Source organism: Nocardia sp. NPDC047038 (assembly GCF_040644075.1).
In the GTDB taxonomy this organism is placed as follows: domain Bacteria; phylum Actinomycetota; class Actinomycetes; order Mycobacteriales; family Mycobacteriaceae; genus Nocardia; species Nocardia sichangensis.
Genome location: NZ_JBEYVQ010000005.1, coordinates 293,858 through 313,932 on the forward strand (window position 1 = coordinate 293,858; position 20,075 = coordinate 313,932).

Genomic DNA, 20,075 nt, shown 5'->3' on the forward strand with positions numbered 1-20,075 from the left:
GGCGACGCCGCATCCGGTTCGTCCTCGGGACGATCGGTCCGCGGCGCACCCTGCTCACCGTCACCCGAGTCGTCGGGCTCGTCGGGCTCGTCCGGACGCGCGGGTGCGGGTGGATCCTCCGGGGGCTTCTGCGCACCGCCGTCGGCGTTCGGCGTCGAGGATTCGTCCTCTTCGCGTGGACGCGACGGCTCCTCTCCGGCGGGCGGGCGGCGATCGCCGCCGCGGGGTCCTTCGCCGGGGCCATCGGTCGGGCCGTGGGGCCGCGACGGCGTCGCACCCGATGCGGGCGGCAGGTAGCCCGGGTCCGGTGCAAGCGGAGCGGGAGCGTACGGGATGCCCGTGCGCCAATCGGTCAACGGCGGGCGGTCGGCGTCCCAGTGATAGCCGAGCGTGATCGCGTGCGCGTTGGCCTGCTGCCAGGTCGAAAGCGGATTTTCATCCAGGAATCGCGCTTCGGCCAGCATGTCGTCGAGCAGCACGAAGTCTTGTGACAGCGGGACGCCGTCGATCAGTCGCTGCCACGCCTCCGCTACATCGGCGAGGCGGTCCATCTTCTCGTCGGTGTACCGGCCGGCCGGATCGCTGTGTTCGCGTACCCGATGTTCGTCGACCATCAGGTGGTCCTTGATGCGCGCCAGTTCCTCGCGGGTGAACACGGGAACGTCGTCGCGCATGTGCTCGGCGAGCGCGGTGGCGATGTCGTCGGGATCGCCACCGCCCGCCACCAGTTCGCGGATGTCCTCCACCGTGTCGCGAATCGCGTCGGGGTCCTCGGCGGCGAACCGGTCTGCGAGGTCGGCCGCCATCCGGTCGATCTCGTCGTGGATGCGCCCGAGTTGCGCGTCGACGTCGCCGAGCGGATCGATACCCGGCTGCCGCCGGACCAGCCGTGCGACGGCGTCCACCACCTCGCGCGCCCGGGTTTCCTGCTCGGCGCGCCGATGCCGGTCCAGGCCGTCGGCGATCCGGTCGATGTCGGTGTCGTCGGCGAGGAAGCGCTCGTATTCCCCGTCCGCCCAGTCCTGGACCCGCTGCCAGGCAGCGACGTCACGGTCCCACTCGCGCCGCAGGCCCTCCGGGATGTCGACCCGGTCGCCCGGCGGCACATGGTCGGCCGCATTCCACGGCCGGTGCATCGGCTGGATGTTGCGCTGCGGCGGGGCGAACCATTCGTAGTTGCGGAACACCGTGCCGAACGGCGGCACATGCCGCAGCCACGGCCGCGCCTGCACCCACTCGCCGATCTCCGGATGACGCTGGATCCACGCCTTCACCGCCGGATGCTTGGGCACCTGCGCCGCCATCAGCAGCAGGCGCACCACGTTGTACGAATCGCCGCCCCAGTGCTGGGTGTACACGTCGTGCTCGTCGACGCCCGAGGTGTCGTACCGCGAAGGCGCCTGCGGCATGTGCAGCGGAAGGGTGCTCTCCGGGATCATGCCCGGCGGGACGTCGTCGGTCGGCAGGGTGATGTCGTTGACGACGTCCTCCATCGCCCACCCGCTGACACCGTCCGGCAGTTCCTTCCGCGAGTACTTCTTCGGCGGTTCGCTGCGATCGCGCCCGAATTCCCAGTCCGGACGGGTCGGATCGACGCGGTGCCAGACGCCGTCGGCGTCGCGCCACGAGGTGATGTCCAGGCGGCGGCCGCCGATCCACCCGGTGCTCAACCGTTCGATCTCGGGCGGGTCCATGTCCTGCGTCCGCACGTTGTCGTCGCGGTCGGCGAGCACGTGACGGTAGTCGACCGTGGTCTCCGGGCGCACGATCGCCTGTGCCACATCGGAACTGCGGCGCAGGGCGTCGGCCAGAGCGGCGTCGTGATCGGCGCGCGGGGCGGACGGGTCGGGCCGGGCGCCGAACACGATGATGCGCGGGCGCTCGCCGTCGATGATGCCGACCCGGTCGGTCACCATCCGGCCGCCGACGCGTTCGATGAAATCCCGATAGGCGCCCGCAACCCTGGCCATGTCGTCCTGGATGCGGCCGATCGCGTTGTGCGCGTCGTTCACCTCGCGTGCGACGGCGTCGAGCGCGTCGATGTCCCGGCGGAGTGCGTCGGCCTCCGCCTCGGAGAGCGTGCCGTCGGCGAGCCCGTCCCGGACCGCCGCGCGCAGGTCGGCCACGGTCCGGTCCAGCCGCTCCGGCTCGCAGGCCGCCTGATCGACTCGGCCTTCGGGATCCAGCAGGCCCAGGCGCGCCGCCAGGTCGTCGCGCTCGTGCCGCAGCGGCTTGACCTCGCGCAGCGCGTCGGCCCGCTGTTGGGCCAGCCCTTCCAGCGCGTCGATCACGTCCTGCGGCCGGGACCGCTGCGCTCCGACGCCTGCCCTGCGCAACTCATCGATTCGACGGTCCACCTGCTGGATCCGCTCGTCGAGCTGGTTGACCTGCTCGGCGGCCGCGGCGAGTTTCTCGATCGTCCGCCTGCGATGCTCGAGTTCCAGCGGCTCCGGCGCGACCCGGTCGGTGTGCGGCGCGTCGTCGGGGCCGCCGACGTCGTCGACCGTCCGGACGTTCGCGGCCTCGTACAGCCGCAGCACGGTGGTTTCCAGCTGATCCCCGCGCAACGCCGACTCGTCCAGAACGACGCTGTCACCCCAGGATTCGCAGCGCGCGGCGCGGTCCTCACGTTTGGCCCGCCAGAACTCGCGTTCACGGGTCAGGGCCTGGCGCTGCTGGACGAGCCGGTCGTATTCGCCCACCGGAGTGGTGGACAGTTCGAGATCCGCGAGTTGCGTTTCCAGGCGGGCGGTTTCCGCGTCGGCGTCGGCGAAGTCCCGCGCGGTCTGTTCCAGTTCGTCGATCCGGGCGAGACGTTCCGGCATCTCGCTGACCGGCATGGTCCGTCCGCGCAGCTCCTCCAGCGTCCGGTCCAGGCCGTCCGGTCCGGGTCGCAGGGCCGCCCAGTCGTCGGCGTCATCGATCGGCAGCCGTCCCGCCAGTTCGTCGCGCCGCGAGCGTAGTTCGTCGCGCCGGGCTTGCGCCTGCTCGAGTTCGGTTGCGAGTCGGTCGTATTGCGCCCGCGTCTCGGGTGACATCCGAGCGCGTGGGTCGTCATCGGCGCCACCGGTCCGCGACCCGTCCGCGCCGAGCGGGGGTGTGTCCGTCTCCGGAGTGGCGGACGAGGGCGCGGAGTCGGTCCGTGTCGAAGCCGCCGAGTCCCGTGTGGCCGAATCGGCGTGTGGTTCGCTCCCGATCGGCGCGTAGAGCGTGCGCAACCACTGCGCCCGGTCCTCCGCCATCCGGGCGTTCCATTCCGCTTGTTGCGCGTGGAGTTCCGCCCATGGGTCGTCCGGGTCGGCGTCGGCGATGCGCCGCATCCGGTCCGCTTCGAGCGTGGCGGACCAGGTCTCGTTCTCCGCCTGCTCCAGTCGCAACCAGGCCGCGCGGTCGGCGGCCATGCGGGCGTTCCATTCCGCCTGTTCGGCGCGTAACCGTGCCCAGCGGTCGTCCGGGTTCGCGTCGGCCTGCTCGCGCAACCAGGCGGCGTGGTCGGCGGCCATGTCCGCCTCCCAGTCGGCCTGCTCGATCCGCATCCGGAAGTACCAGTCGGATGGCGGGCCGGGCTCGTCGCCGGGTTCGTCCGCGGAGCGCGGTGTGGTCGGCGGCTTTTCGGCACCGCCGTCACCCGAAGCGGGCTTCGCGGGATTGGCATCGCCGTCGCCGGAGCCGGACTTCACGGAATCGACTTCACCCTCGCCGGAGCCGGACTTCACGGAATCGACTTCACCCTCGCCCCGGCCGGGCTTCACGGAATCGACTTCACCCCCGCCCGGGCTGGACTTCACATCGGCGTCACCCTCGCCGGAGCCGAGCCGCACGGTCTCGGCATCGCCGTCGCCGAGCTTGGCGGAATCGGATCCGTTCTCGCCGGAGCCGGGTTTCGCGGTTCCGGATTCGCCCGGCTCGGCTGGGCCATCGGATCGCCGCCCGGCCGCGGTGTGCTGCGACTCTCCGCCCGCGGCCGCGTCCGCGCGCGGGGCGATCGGCATGACCCGGATGGTGCCGTCAGGGTCGACCCGCAGCTCGCGCGGCCGTGCGCCTCGAGCCAATGCGTCCGCCACCTCCGGATGCCCTGCGGCCGCATCGGCCAGCGCGTGAGCCGGATCCGTCCCGCCGAGATTCACCACCAGCACCATCGGAGGCTCGCCCGCGAGGATGCCCACGCGATCGGTGACCGGCCGGGCATCCGCGCGCAGCAACGCGTCGCGTTCCAGGGCGGTCGCCATCGCCCGGTCCAGGCGCTCGACGCGCTCCTCGGCCCTCGCGAGCCGTTTCGGATCGTCCGCCGCGCGCGCGGCGTCGCGTTCGCGCACCGCGTCGTGGTTCTGCGCGGCAAGCCGGTCCAGCACCGCCTGCCGCCGGTCGGCCTCGGCGCGGCGGGCCTGATCCGGGTCGTGGGTGCGCGGCCGATCGAATTGCGGCGGGTTGTGCTCGGTCTCACCCGCGTCGATCGAGCGCGGGGCGTCGTCGCGCGATCCGAAGGACAGCCGGTCGGCCATGCGCCGCAGCGCTCCCCTGGGTTCGCGCCGGACCAGATCGGACCCGCCGTCGCCGAGCAGCCGGGAGATCCGCTTGACCAGCTTCTTGACACTGCTGTCGGACATGCCGTGGAAGAGCCTGCCGAAGGCGTCGTCCAAACCACCGTCGCCGGTCGGGGCCGGCACGCGCCACCCGCCGTTGCCATCGGCCTCCAGCACGATGCCGAACGAGTAATCGGCGATCTCGATGCTGCCGACCGTGGTCCGCGGCCACGACACGCCCGGTCCGCTCCCAGGCTCGGGCAGCGGCACCTGCCTGGTGGCCAGCCGGTGGGCCACCACCGCCGGATGCGGTTCGCCGGCCTCCGGTTCCGTACGGAAGTTCGTCAGCGCGTCGTGGCGCAGCGAGCCCTTGTTCTGGCGGCCCTCGTAGGCTTCGTGTGCGTCCGCTTCCCGCTGATCCTGCTTGGTGTGGAACATTTCCGGACCGAGCTGACGCAGCCACGCCTCGAAGCCGAGACCGGTGCGGCCTGCCTCGCGATAGCGCAGATAGTGCGCCAAGAACTGTTGCATCGTCTCGTAGCGGTCGGGCGCGCGGTACGGCCCCTCCGCCACCCCCGCGGGCAGCCAGCGGGTGCCACCGTCGTCCGGCGAGACGGCGAGGTAGTCGAGGCGATGGGTTCCGCTCCACAAGACCTCGGCGTATGCCGAATTCCGCACCGCCAGTTCACGCAACGCGTCGATATGCCCGCCGGGCTGCGCCACGATGACCAGGCGGTGCACACCCCGCTCACCGGTGAACAGCGCGATGCGTTCGGTCAGGCGGACACCGGCGGGATCCCGGTCGAGCAGGGCGTTGACCGTGCGCCGCGCCACGGCCGAGTCGTCGGCCTCGACGGGAGCGTGCCGCGCCGGCTCCGCCGCATCATCGGCCATCGGCCACGGCTGGTAGCGGCCGTGGTTGTCCGCGGCGGAACGGGCGACTTCCATCGTGATCTCGGCCTCGGGCAACCCCACCTTGTCGACGTACTTGCGCAGCGCCGTCAGCCCGGCGTCCAGCGCGCGACGCTCGGGCGGCACGCCGTCGTCGGCGTGCGACGCCTTCCGGTAGGCCCGATCGTAGGCATGGGTGTAGGCGGCCTCGGCCGGGCCGACGGGCACGAAGCGTCCCGATTCCCGTAGCACGCGCAGGGTTTCGATCTCGACGGCGAAGTCACCGGTGCGCATCCGCCGAAGTTCGGGCGAGTCCGCCTTGTGCGGGCGGGGCGCGTGGTCGAGGTCGGCGGCGGTGAATCCGTTGGCCCGGTCCCATTCCGCGGCGTAGTGGGTGGCGTAGTCGACGCCGTCGATCAGCGGCCCGCGTTCGACCAGCGCGGCGCGCACCTCGCGCACCGCCGCCCGGTAGGCCGCCGCGTCGAGCATCGATGGCCGGACCGACGAGTTGTCGCGATAGGCGCGTGCGGCGATCTTGCGTGCCTTCTTGCGCGCCTCGTCGAACGTCTCGCGCAGTCGGTCGTCGTGTTCGACGGTGCGCGGTTCGTCCGGGGTGCGTTCCCGCTCGCTCTGGTACTTCGCGCGTTCCTCGCGGACCCGGGCGAACTCGAAGGCCCTGGCGTGCGCCTCGGCCTGGCGGTCGAGCATCGTGCCGACGTACTCGTCACGCGACAGCGTGAGCCGTTCCAGCGGACCGTCGCCCACCCGCGTCTGCTCGGCCATGGCGGCGGCGTGCACCCACGCTTCGGCGAGCTCGAGCGCCGACGAATTCGAGTGCAGCACAATGCTGTCGGCCGACGGCACGTAGCCGCTGTCGGACCGCAGCTGCTGCCTGCCGTCACGCGCGGCCGGTGGGTCGTCGAACGTGAACCGGATATCGACGCCGAGCCGGTCGACGGTGCTCATGGCCCACCGGCCGACGGAATTGCCGTCGCCGCGCACCCGCTCGCCGCGCATGTTCTGGTAGACGCGCAGGTTGTCGCCGTCCAGCTCGCGCATCACGCGGTCGAGCCGGTCGGCCAGGTGGTCGGCCGGTACCGGCTCCTCGGCCGCGGGCGGCTCCGGTCGAGCGACATCGTCGGGCGGATTCGGCGTCCGCTCGCGCATCCAGTGGCCGTCGTCCTCGGACCGGACCGCGGAAGGATCGGTCTGCTCGTGCCGCAACCGCACCGCGCCGGAGTCGTCGACGTCCACCCACACCCGGTCGGCGACGACATCCTCCACCACCAGGGTGTGCCGCAGTGACGTGTCGGGCGCCTCGTCGCCGGTCACCCTGGTGAACCGGTCACCGGTCTCCGCGACGAACACCTTCGGCGGCCGTCCGGGCAGCCACGCCACCCGGTCGGTGAGCCAGCTGCCACCGGCCTCGCGAACCTGCCGGTCCATCAGGTCGTGCCCGACTCGCGCCGCGAGTTCGAGGGCGACGTCGTCCCGCGCCGCGACCGCGCGCCCGCGATCGGCGGCGAGTTCGCTGAGGACCCGCACCTGAGCGTCGAACGTAGCCAGCTGGTCGTCGCCGAGTTCGCGTCGCGTGCGGGCGAGTTCGCGCAGGTGGGCGAGCACGTCCGCCCGATCCTGTGCCAGCGCGCGGCGGTCGAGCGCGTTGTGCTCGGGATCGAATCCGTCGAGCTTGCGTACCAGTTCATCCCGCATCGCGTCGATGCGGCCGATCTCCCTGGTGTGAGCCGCGTGCCTGCGCACGAGGTCCTGCGTCTCGCGCGCGGCCTCCGCTGTCGCGGGCCGGTATTCAGCGGCCGAGCGCTCGTGGTGCTGGGCGGCGTCCCAGTCCCGGCCGTGCGTGCTGCGGGCACTGGCGCTCTCCTCGGCGGACCACGGCGGGTCGAACAGGTCACCGGCGAGCAGCGCCTCGACGCCCGCCTCTCGTCCCCGTTCGCGCAACCGGTCGGCATCCATCGCAGGGTCGGCCTCTTGCGCCCGGGCCACGGCCGCGTCGTAGGCCTCGAGGTACTGCCTGCGTACCGCGCGCTGGTACTCGACCTCGACCGGCGCCAGCGCGGTGGGCCGGCCGGGATACCCGGCGTTCTCCAGTTCGCGCAGGAATTCCGCCTGCCTGCCGGTCGCGACGGCATCGGCGCGCAATTGCGCCGAGACGTAGTCCTCCCGTGACATGCCCCGGATCCGGGACGGCGTGACCTCCACCTGCCCTGCCCGGATCGCCTCGGTCAGCGCGGCCACACGCACGAGTTCGCCGGCCAGCTCCACCTGTCCGCGGTCATGGGTGTCGATCCGGATGTCCATGGTGCGGCGGTCGAAGACGTCGGCCGCGCCGATCTCGTCGCCGAGGTCGGCGAACCGCACTCGGGCGCCCTCCGCGCGGAGCAGTTCCGCCGCCTCGCGACCGACGGCGGACTGTTCGAGCACCTGCCACACTTGGGTCGATTCGGCGTCGACCCGGCTCAGCTGCCACAGGTCGTCGGCGCGGACTTCGCTGTCGGCGCGCTCCGGCTGGTCGGCCGCGTCGTCCGCCGCCGGTTCCCGCTGGTTGTCGTCGACCCGCTCGCGCGATCCGGTGGCGTCCGGCGTCGAGTGCGTGTCCGCGTCGGCGAACTCCGGCTCGCTGAAACGCACTGTCGGCGCGGGATCGCCTGCTTCGACACGTATTTCGGTGAAGCCGTGCTCGGCCGCCAGCTCGCCGAGGAGGGAGTCGCGCATCGTTTCCTCGGGCGTCCGGTAGAGGTCCGGGTCGTGGCCCGGGCCACCGTCCCGGTGCCATTCGCCCCGGATCTCGGTCACCAGGTGCCCGAATTCGGACATCGCGCTGCGGAAAAGGCCCGCGCCGTCGGCCGGTCTGGTGGCGGGCTGTATATGGACGCGCAGCACCCCCTCGGTGTCGACGGTGACGTGGATGCCGCCTTTGCCGTTGGGGTAGAGCCAGGTGTTGCGTCGGTCGTATTCGCGGACAACGGTGTGGTCGTCGCCGACCGGCGTGATGGCGTCGGGCGGCGGCACAGGGGCGATGTCGCGCGCGTGCTCGCGTATCCGCGCCAGCCGCTCCATGGCCAGGTCGTGCCAGTCGGTGCGGCCGTAGCGCTCGAACTGCGGCCGCAGCGCGGCGACCCGTTCGATGAGGATGTCGACGGCCTCGCGGGTCAGCTCGTTGTCGCGGTAGCGGACGTTTCCGTCGGCGTCGCGGGCGAGGAATCCTTCGGCGAACGGGCTCACCGCGTCGCGGGCCTCGGCGCTGTTCTCGAAGGCACGGCTGTGGTCGATGCCTGCGAGTTGCCGGTCCGGCCCGGCGAGCCAGCCGAAACGATCCCGGTCCGGGGGCCGGACCACGGTGTCGAGCAGGCCGAGGGCGCGGCCGGGAATCGAATCGGCGTAGCCGAGTTCGTGCGGATCGGCGAAATCGCGGTGCCGGTCCCCGGCCGGTTCACCTGGCATCACCTGCTGGTAGACGACGTTGGGCTCGTGCAGTACCGACTCGGGCACGGGGGCGTCGACGGCCCGGCCGAGCGCCCCGGTGAGTACCTCGGCGACGGCGTGCCGCGGATTGACGACGATCTTGCGGATCAGTTCGGTGCCGTTGGCGAACCGGACCAACTCGACGCTCCGGGCGCTGTGCGCCGAATCGCCCTCGCGCAGTAGCGTCGCGCCGATCTCGCCGGAAGCCAGCGCATCCGCCACGACCTGGTCGAACGAGCGGGTGCCGTGCGCGGCGTCCCAGGCGTCGCCGTAGAAATCGGCGTGGGTCCGATCCGGGCCGACGGTCTCGGCGTCCATCAGCGGGCGCAGCGCCTCGAACGCGGCCTCGCGCGCCTTGTCCTGCAGATCCTCGGGCCAGGCGTTCGGCTCCGCCGCCCGCGCGGCCGCGTGCGCGGCGTCGTACGCCTCGGTGTACACCCGCTCGAGTTCGGTCTCGGGGATCTCGTGCCGCGCCGCGCGCAGTTCGCCGATCACCGCGAATTGCATGATGCGCGCGGCCGTCTCCAGGTCGAGCATCGCGCCGACGTACGCGCGGCGCGACGACTGCGTCCGGAGCCGGGCGGCGTCGGGCATGTCCGGCGCGTGGGCCAGATCGGCGAGCGTGCCGCCGCGCACCAGGGCGAGTATCTGCTGGGTGTCGGTCAGGCCGGGATCGAGGACCAATCGCCGTTGCGCGGGGTAGTAGCGATCCGGCGCGTCCGATTCGTACTCGACCCGCACCTTGTGCTCGGTCAGCGCCCGATCGATCTGCCTCCCGATCTCGGTCCGGGCCAGTTCCGCACGGAGACGGGCGGTCCGCTCCGCTGCCGCGGTCCCGGCGAGATCGCGCGGCGTGACCGCACCGACCGGGTCGCTCGGCGCGATCGGCCTTGGCTCGTCGACGGATCGGACGCGCACGCGGCCGAAGTCGTCGATCTCCACTTCGAGGAACCGGCGGTCGACATCGTCGCGGCCGAGCAGCGCGGCCGCGAACGGGTCGCGCTCGGCTTCCCGCATGACCCGCTCGTGGTCACCGGCTTCCGCGGCGATCACCAGCCGGTCCGGCTCACCCGGCACATGAGCGACGTGATCGGTGAGCACCCGGGCGCCCGGCTCACCGCGGATGGCCGCGCCGAGCACGCCCCGCGCGGCCGATGCGGCGAGACTGTGCTGTTGCCCTTCGAGCCGGGTCCCGGCCTGGTCCCGCAGATCTGCCGCGTCGCTCAGCGCACGCAGATCATGCTGCCTGCGCAGTGATTCGGCATCGTGGTCCGACCGGGTGGCCGCGTCCTCCGCCTCCCGCAGCGCCCGATCGATCGTCGATCGGGCGACGTCGCGGGTGCCGAAGAGCGCCTCCGCCCGGCGGGCGAATTCCGCGGCGGCCTCCCGCGCCCGCAGCCTGGCGTCCTGGCGGGTCAGCGCGCCGTGCCATAGTTCGTCCGCGGTGGTCGGCGAGAACGGATGGTGCCTGCCCGCCTCCGCCGCGCCGTCGCGGCCGACATTGGCCTCGTCCCAAATGTTTCCGTAGTAGTCGGCGTAGTTGCGCCCGTTGTTCCATTCCGTCCGGCGCAGCGGCTCGCGCAACGCCGCGACGCCGAGATCGTGGGCCTCGGTGCGGGTTCCCGCGTTGTCCCAGCGCCGCCGGGACAGCTCCCGGTCGAACGCTTCCCGGTAGTGCTCTTCGAGCGGATGTTCGGCGATCTCGTAGCCGAGCGCGCGCAGTTCGGCCGCGAGCCGGAAGTGCCTGCCGCTGGCGGCGGCTTCCTCGTCGACCATCGCGTCGACGAATTCATCGCGCGACATCGCGCGGATGCGCTCGGGTGTGTTCGCCGTGGTGCGCTGGAGATGACGTTGCGCGTGCAGCGATTCGTGCGCCAGAGCCAGGGCCTGGCGCACGTGCGAATTGCCCGCGGTGAACGCCAGCGCCGACAGTTCGCGACGCCGGAACTCGCCGGTCCGCCCGTCCGGCGCGGTGTCTTCGTAGCCGGTGCGGATCGGGCCGCTGTCCAAGCTCGCCAGAATCTGTTTGCCGTAGTCGGTCTGCCGGAGCAGGGCGCGGACCTGGTCGTCGTGGGTGTCGAGAACCAGGCGGTCGTTCGTCGGCGCGTCGACGGCACGGCCGGTTCCGCCCTGCTCCGCGTGGTGCAGCAACAGATCGTGCAGCGCGCGTATGGGTTTGCTCGCCGGACCGAGATCGCCGAAGTGGTCGCGCAGCACGACTTCGGCGAATGCTTCGGCCACCGCCTCGTGATCGTCGAGCAGGCCGTCCTCGTCGAGGCTGTACCCGCTGAGTTCCCGCAGCCACTCGCCGAAATCACCGTCGGGGTCCGCGGCGGCCAGCTCGAGCAGATGGCGCTCCGCCCGCATCCGCGCGGCGAGACCACCGGCGTGGTCGAGCACGTGACCGTATTCGTGCACCGCGACGGCGAAGACGGGCCGCCGCAACATCATCGGCTTCAGTTGGTCGTTGCCTACGGCGTTGTGCACCGCCGCACGGAAGTCGCGCGCGCTCGTGGCATGCTCGTGACTGAGGACGATCGCCCTGGTGAAGACCTTTTTGGTGACGTCGTCGATCTGGCCGTCGGCCCACCCGAGCTCGCCCCGCTTCAACTCGCCGATGCCGACGCCACGCAGGTCGACGGGCGGGAACCGCTGGTGCATTTCGACCATGGCCCTGGCGTATTCGCGCACCACCTCGGGGTTCAGGCCCGGCCGGTCGAAGCCGAACACCTCGAACCCTGGGTTGCCCGTGGCCTCGCGCAGCTGGTCCCGCAACAGCTCGCCGACCTCGTGCGGACTCAGCTGCGACCACTCGTCCGCGGTCGCGGCGCCGAGCACCTCCGTATCGGGCGCGTCCGCCGCGATGTCCTCGGGCGGATGGGAACCGCGCGGGGACTCGTCCGCCATGCGGTCCCGATCGACGTGCGGATCGTCATTCCCGGACCGCTCGACGCGGTGCGGCTGTTCGCCTTCCGGCGTGCTCGCCCTGCCCGGCGTCAACCGATCGATGAAGCGGCCGAACCTGCTGCGCGGCGCGGCGCGATCCGCCAAGTCGGTGGAGCCGTCGCCGAGCAGCTCGATGATCCGCGCGACAAGCTTCTTCCGGTCGGGCGCGGCCAGACCCTGCAGATGCGTGGACAGAACATCGGATTCCGATCGGTTCGACAGCGGAGCGGGCACCCGCCAGCCGCCGTTGCCATCGGGTTCCAGGTGGATGCTCAGCACCGTCGACCCGACTCGGAAGATTTCCAGTTCGTGATGCGACGGGCGTGGTATTCCCGAGTCGCTGGGCAGCGCTATCCGGCGGGTGTACAACCGGTGCGCTACCTCGGCCGGATGCGGCGGCGTCAACGGCGGATCGGCGTCGGCAGCGGTGCGGTGCCCCGCCTCGTGGAAGCCCTCGGTCAGCCTGCCCGGCACGTGGAGCCCCTGGCGGCTGGTACCGCGGGCCTTCTCGGCGTCTTCGGCGGTGTAGAACGCGTCGGGTCCGAGTTGTCTCAGCCACTCCTCGAATCCGAGATGCGTGCGGCCCTCCGCCCGGTAGCGCAGATAGTGCGCCAGCATCTCCGTGAGCGCTTCGGTCCTGCTGGGGTGACGGTACGGCCCCTCCGCCACCGTGACGGTGATGTGGTGCATGGTCGGCAGGCCGCCTGCCCCGCGCACCGCCTCGCGGTAGTCGAGGTAGTGCGACCGGTCCCAGAGCACGTCGGCGAGTTCCGGGTGGTTCGCCGCCAGTTCGCGCAGGGCGTCGATGTGCTGTCCGGGTTCGGCGACGACCACCAGGCGCGGCCGCCTCCCCGGCTCGGAATCGGCCGGGTAGCGCGCGACGCGATCGGTGAGCCGCTCCGGATGCGGCTCGCCGTCGAATTCCTGATCCAGAACGCGCCGGGCGAGTTCGGCGTCGTCGTCGCGCCCGATCTCGCGCGTCGCGGGGTCTTCGGAGCGCGGCGCGATCCCGTCCTCACGCGCCTGCGGATGACCCCACCGCGACTCATCCTCGTTGCCCGCCGCGCGGACGACGTCCAGGGCGATCTCGGCCCGGTCCAAGCCGACCCGGTCGAGATAGCGCCGTACCGCCTCGCGTCCCGCCCGGTGGGCGGCCTGCTCCGGCGGCGGAGCCTCGGGGTTGCGGCGATGCGCCTTCTCCGCCTTGGGGTACGCCTTGTCGTAGGCCTCGGTGTACGCGCGTTCGGCCGGGCTGACCGGGACGTATTCGCCCAGATCGCGCAGCATGCGCAGGCTTTCGATCTCCAGCGCGACATGCGTGGCGCGCTCCCCGGCCCTGGCACGGCTGTCGCGCGCCTGCGCGTCGGCATCGACGGCGCGTTCGGTCGGCGCGATGCCGTGCGCCCGGTCCCATGCCGCCCCGAAGTGATCGCCGTAGTCGCGCCAGTCGACGTGCGGCCCGAGGTGGTTCAGATGCTCACGCACGGCGCGCACACCGGCGCGGAAGGCGGCCCGGTGGTATAGCGGGAAGGACCGGACGACGCCGGACTTCCAGTACGTCTTCTCTGCGTAGCGCAGCGCGTCGCCGTAGGCCTTGCCGTAGGCGCGTTCCAGGTCGTCGACGCCGATCCGGTTCGGATCGATCATGCCGGTGTCGTCAGCGTTGCCCGCGTACATCAGGGCGTACGCCTCGGCCATCCGGTCCAGCATCAGGTCGACGTATTCGTCGCGGGAAAGGGTCAGCCGCGCCAGCGGTTCGCCCGCTGCCTCGTTCATCTGCTCGGCCAGCCGCGCCGCGCGCACCAATTCCGCTGCGTGCCGCCGAGATCCGGCGTCGGATTCCAGCACGACGGTATTGGTGACCGGGTTGTAGCCCGCGTCCGGCCGCAGTCCGTAGCGGCCGCTGTCCATGCGACGGATGCTCGCCTCGGACTCGGCGCTGAACCGGATGTCCACCCCGAGCCGCTCGAGCACGGCCGCCGCCCATCTGCCCTGTCGACTGCCGCTGAGTTCGACCAGTGCCTCGTTCCGCAATGCGGCCGCGTGCTCGGTGATCGTCCGCTGGTGCGTCCCCTCGCCCACCCGGTGCCGGGGCGGATCGGCCGGCGCGGGCGCGTCGGCGGCGTCTCGGAGGACGTGCAGGTCACCGGATTCGTCGAGGCGCACCCGGATGTCGGTGGGTGGCGGTTCTCCGGCCAGGGCGGCGCGGTCGGACAGGTCCCGCCGCACGATGTCGGTGATCTCGCCCAGTACGCGGGCATGCTCCGTGGTCGCCCGCGTGTGCTGCGCGGTCAGATCCGCGAGCAGCAGCACGTGGCTGGTGCCGTTCCAGATGTCGATACGCTCGGACCGTTCCCGGACCAGGTCGAACTTTTCCTGCCGGGTGGACGGGATCTCGTCGTCGGGAAGGTTGAATCCGTCCTGCAGCCGCCGGAACGCGCGATCCCAATCCGCCTCGATGCGCGCCAGCTCGCGCCTGGCCGCCGCCTCCGCCCGCTGGAGCCGATCCAGTTCGCGGGCCGTCGCGAGATCGGGGGGAGCGTATTCCGCCGCCCCCTCGGGTGAGCGGTGCGCGGCGTCCCACTCCTCGCCCGCCTCGTGCCGTCCGCTGACGCCCTTGCGTGGATCCTCCGGTGCGTCGAATCGCGGATCGGCCAGCAACTCGGCCACGCCCGCCGCGCGCCGTCGCTCACTGTCCACGCCCGAATCCGATTGCGGTTGCCTGGCATCCAGGTCCAGCACCCGACGCAGGTCCGCGTCGGCGCGGTTGCGCACCTCCTCGAGGTCGATCACCCGCAGCGACGCCCGCTCCAGTTCCGACAACCGGTCCCGCCAGGCGCTCGCCTGGTCGATCCGGATCGTCCGGCCGTGCAACTGCTCCATGGTGTCGGCCAGTGCGGCGCGAGTGCTCAGTTGCCCGTCGTCCGCCAGGCCGCGAGCCGCCTCCGCACGCAGCGCCCGCGCCGCGTCGACCGCCGCGGCCGCGGCGTCACGCCGGGCGGTCAGCCGAGCCGCCTCCGCATACCGGATCGCCCGGCGCGCCGGGTCGTCCACAGGGCCATCCGGCTCGACGGCCCGGTCGAAGACATCCAGATAGGCCGATTCCAGCGCGCTGCGCTGCGCGGCATCGATCACATCGCGCACCGGCCCGCCGTACGGGTCGTAACCGGCCTCGCGCATCTCCCGGTGGAATTCGGCTTGGCGGCCGAGCGCTTCGGCCTCCACCCGCACCCGCGCGGCGACGTGATCGGCGCGGTCCAGCGCGCGGATCCGGGCCGAGTTCACCTCGAGTCTGCCCTCGGCGACCGCACCGGCCAGCTCCGCCGCCCGCACGACCGCCGCCGCCTGCGCCAGCTGGTCGCGGCCACGGGTGCCGATGAACACTTCCATCGTCCGCCCGTCGAACCCGTCCGGCTGTCCGGGACCGTCGCCGGGTTCCTCGAACCGGATGGCGGCGCCGAGGTCGCGCAGCCGGGTGAGCGCTTGCCTGCCGATCTCGCTGCGCACCAGCACTTCACGTACTTCCGCCGCGGCCACATCGGTCGGGCGATGGTGCCAGCCTGCGGGTTGCGCCTCGTCCGGGCGGACCAGATCACGCGCGCCGTTCTCGTCGCTCCCGGCGGTGACGGGTTCGGTGAGATCGGCGGGCGGTGCATCGGTTCGGCGTCGCGGCTCCTCCCCGTCCCGGGGATCGTCTGCCCGAACCGCGTGTCGCTCGGAGTTCTGCGGCGCTTCGACGGCGTCACGTTCGAACCCGCCCGGCTCATCGCGCGAGATGAACCGCTCCAGCCGCAGCCCGTCCATGAACCGGCCGAGCCACCCGCGGCGGCCACCGCGGTCGACCGCTTCGTGCAGCAGGCTGTAGGCCACCCGTGTTGGTTCGCTGACCTGGAACAGGCCACGCGACCGCACTTCGGCGAACGCCTCGGCCAGCGCCTCCGCCGGGTTGAGCTGCCCGGACTTGTCGAAGCTGTATCCGCTGAGGTTGTCCTTCAGCCACGCCAGGTAGCCCTCGGTAGTCGGTTCGCCCAGCTGCTTGGACATGTAGTGGTTCAGCAACGCGGCGTCGAGCTTGCGCCGGGCGTAGCCACCGCTGCTGATGTCGAGGATGTGGCCGAACTCGTGGACCGCCAGCGCATGGACGGGCCTGCGGGTAGCGCTCGAATGCAGCCATCCCGATTCGACGCTCTCTTCGACGGCCTTCCGGAACTCCGTCGCGCTCGCGGCATAGTGCTCGTTGATCAGCAGGTCGTCCGCGTACACCCGCCGGGTGCCGTGGTCGATCAACTGCCCGGTTTCGGCGAAGACGCCGCGCGGCAGCTCGCCGACGACGATTCGGCGCAGGTTCGCCTGCGGGTTCCGTTCGAACATCTCGACCATCGACCGGGCGTATTCCCGCAGCACCTCCCCGTTGAGGCCGGCCCGGTCGAAGCCCGTCACCTCGAACTCGGCATTGCCCGTGATCCGCCGCATCGTGTCGCGCAGCTTCTCCCCCACCTCCGCCGGACCCAGCCGCGACCACTCGTCGTCGAACGGCGCGCCGAGCAGTTTCGCATCGCCCTCGACCGCATCGATCAGCCGGTCGTACAGCATCCGGACCGGCTCGGCCACGTTGTCGCGGCCGTGGGCGACCACCTGGACCAACGCCTCGGCCATCGCCTCCGACGGTTCGATCCCGTGGGACGTCAGGCTGTAGCCGCTGAGGTTGTCGCGCAACCATTCCGTGAAGCCGTCCATCGTCCGGTTGTCCGGATGGTTGTCCATGTAGTGGTCGAGCAGCTGGTCCTCGGCTCCGCGCCTGGCGGCGTTGTCACCCGCGGATTCCAGCGCGTGCCCGAACTCGTGGACGGCGATCGAATACGCGGGCCGCCGCAGGACCGCCCGGTCGTACAACCCGTCGCCGACCCGATCGGTCATCGTCTGCCGCAGGTCCCGGGCGCTCGCGACGTATTTCGGGCTCACCGTGATCGACTCGGTGTAGTGGTGCCCGTCCTCGTACCCGGAACGCGCCTCCGCGATCGCCTTGTCCGGCAAGTCGCCGATGCCGATGCGGCGGATGTCGACCTGCGGGAAGCGCGAGTGCAGGTCGACCATCGCGCGGGCGATCTCGCGCACCGCCTCCGGGTTGAGACCGTCGCGGTCGAAGCCGAACACCTCGAACTGCGGGTTGTCCGTCATCCGGCGCAGGTCGTCGCGTAGTTTCTCGCCGACCTCCGCCGGGCTCAGGCGCGACCATTCGTCATCGGTCGGTGCGCCGAGCAGTTCGGTGTCGGGGGCATGCGCCGCAGGCTCGTCATCCGGCGTGCGTGGCGGCGGCGGGTCGCCCGCCGGTTGCCCCGGGTGCTCCCCGACCGCGAGATCGGGATGCGCGTCGGCTGCGACGAACCTGGTCGCGCGCGCGTCGTGCAGCGTCCCCTGGATCAGCACCTGGGAGAACTGGTCCGGCAGATCGAAGATCGGCTTGTACTTCCAGGACGCGCCCTCCGGCGGCGCCCCGGTGCGCCATTCCAGGATCACCCCGTCGCCGTCGGCGAATGCCTCGGCGGCACTGCGCGTACGCGACCACGACGTGGTGTCGCTCTCGGCGGCGCGGCGCTGGGAGATGTGCTCTTCGGCGGACAAGTCCACGGTTCCGCGTGGCACCGCGCGTCCCGAAATCGCCTCGCGATACGACGGATTCACCGACCCGTCGGGCAGCAACCGGGGGATGCCGCGATACAGCGGCGTCCCGTCGTCCGGCAGGTCGCCCTCGAACAGGACGTCCCCGTCGCGACCGAACGAGTCGTCGGGGTCACGCGCTCGCGAACCGTCGTTCGGAAGGTCGATGTGGTCGGCGTCGAGCGAGAGCGGCGCGTCGCTGTTCTCCGGCGGCTCGGCGGCCAGCCGGGTCAGCAGGTCGTGCAGCGCTCGGGCGGGCGCGCTGACCGGTTCGTCGTCGCCACGGAGCACGTGATCGGCGAACGCCTCGGGCAGCGCCTCTTCCGGCCGCAGGTTGCCGTCGCGGTCGAAGCTGTGGCCGCTGAGCTGGTGCAGCCAATCCTCGAAAGCGAGACCGGGGTCGCGGGTGTCGTCGTCGAGATAGCGCTCGTACAGGTGTTCCTCGGCGCGATGGCGTGCGCTCTGCTGACTCGCGTGGTCGAGCGCGTGCCCGTATTCGTGCGCCACGACGGCACGGACCGGACGGCCCAGAACTTCCGCGGAGAACCGGCCGTTGTCCACACCGATCCGTATCCGGTCCCGGAAGGCCTGCGCACCGGTCGCGTGGTCGTAACTGAGGACGATCGATTCGGTGAACATGCGGCCGGACGCGTCCAGCCGTGGCTGCGCCATGCCGATCACCTCGGGCGGCAGCCCGCCGATACCGATGCTGCGCAGGTCGGCGGACGGGAACCGATCGACCAGATCGACCATCGCCCTGGCGTATTCCCGCACCACCTCGGGGTTCAGACCGTCGAGGTCGAACCCGAAGACTTCGAAGTCGGGATTCCGCATGGCGTCGCGCAGGTGCTCCTGCAGCCGCTCGCCGACCTCCTCCGGACTCAGGTGCGACCATTCGTCCTCGCCCGGAACGCCGAGCAGCTCCGCATCGCGGGCGGCGGCCACGTCGCTGTCGCCGCCCTGCGGCGGGACCGACGAATCGTCGGCGTCCCGCGCCGGAGTGCCGGTGTCGCGCGCCGAGGTGCCGGTATCGCGTACCGGAGCGTCGGCATCAGGTACCGAGGCGTCGGCCAGCGGCGCTCGAGCCGGTGTTCGCGCCAGCGCGGGCGATTCGATGCCGCCGATGACATCGACCCGCACCAGCGCGCCGTCCCGATGAAGGTTGAACTCGCGCGAGGTGACAACGCCATTCTTGGTGGCGTGCACCAGGTGGTACTCGACCTCCAGCGTCCCGTTCCGGTGCGCCTCCAGCAGTTGCTCACGCGCCTTCGACAGCGCCCGCCCCGCAGCGCTGTCCGGATCGACGCCGCGCGCCGCCATCTCCTCGGGCGTCTCGGTCAGAATCCGCCGCAAGTTCTTGTCGATCGCGGCCGTGCGGCGCAGATACTCCGGCGAACCCTGTTGCGCTTCAGCTACTTTCGAACCGCCAAGGTCCCAGTGGACACCCTTGGCCTCGATCACCACCAGTTTCGGCGGACCACCGTCTGCGCCGGGAACCAGCACCGCTATGTCGACGGTATCGGCGCCATCGATCGCGCCCTCGAACGGCGACAGCAGTATCGCCCCCGGCCGCGCTTCCGAGTCGAGCCCGAACGCCCTGCCCGCCAGTTCGCCGAGCGTCTTGGACGCCTTCACCAGCAACGGACCCAGCCGGTTGAACTCCGCGGCGTTGCGCTCCATCTCGCCGAGGCGATCCAGCTTCGCCTGCTTCTCCTCGTCGGAGAGGTCGGACTCGAGAATCTCGATCTCGAGTTTCTCCACGCGCCCGGGGAGCTTCTCCTCGGCCAGATCGCTGATCTTCTTGATCTCGAACTCCGCCATGTGCCGCTTGACCGCGTCATTGGCCTTGTTGCGCTGCGCCTCCACCGTCGCCCGCTCGGTGACCGTTTCCGCGATCTGGGCTGCGATCTTCGCGTCGACCACGGTGTACGGCTGCTTGTCGCCGGGATCGGCCATGAACCGGTAGGGGCGGTTCGTCAGCGGATCGCTGAGATATTCCTTGGTCAGCTCGTCGTGCAACCGGAAGCTGTCGTCGCGGTAGGTGCCCGCGGCGTCGTCTTCGTGATGCCACGTTCCGTCCGGATCCCGGTAGGAGTCGGGCCGATCACCGAACTTGTGCAGCACCCCGTCGGCGTCGCGGTACATACCGGTGGGCACATCGTCGTCGCCGTGCTCCGACCGGTGCTCGGCGTCGTCGGATTCACCGAGGAAGTCGGGCGACTCGTCGAGCGCCGGAGTGCGGTCGCGCGTGGGCCGCGCGCCATCGCCCTCCGCACCGCCGCGGTCCAGTGGCGCCCCCTTCCGATCACCCGGTTCCGGCACCTCGTCGCCGACGCGCGGCGGCGTCGCCGAATCAGACGGCCGATTCGCCTCGTCCGCGGCACCCGGCTCACGGTCACCCGGCGGAACACGTTCGAAATCGGACGCATTCGAGTCGTCACGCGAGCGCGCCGATTCCGTATCGCCGCGGTCCAGCGGCGCCCCCTTCCAATCACCCGGTTCCGGCACCTCGTCGCCGACGCGCGGCGGCGTCGCCGAATCAGACGGCCGATTCGCCTCGTCCGCGGCACCCGG

The 20,075-nt window shown here is 71.3% G+C and carries 1 pseudogene; it reads right to left on the bottom strand.

Features of this window, described 5'->3' with window-relative positions:
• Window positions 1-20,075 (bottom strand): annotated as a pseudogene (locus ABZ824_RS20660) (hypothetical protein); the annotation flags it as partial.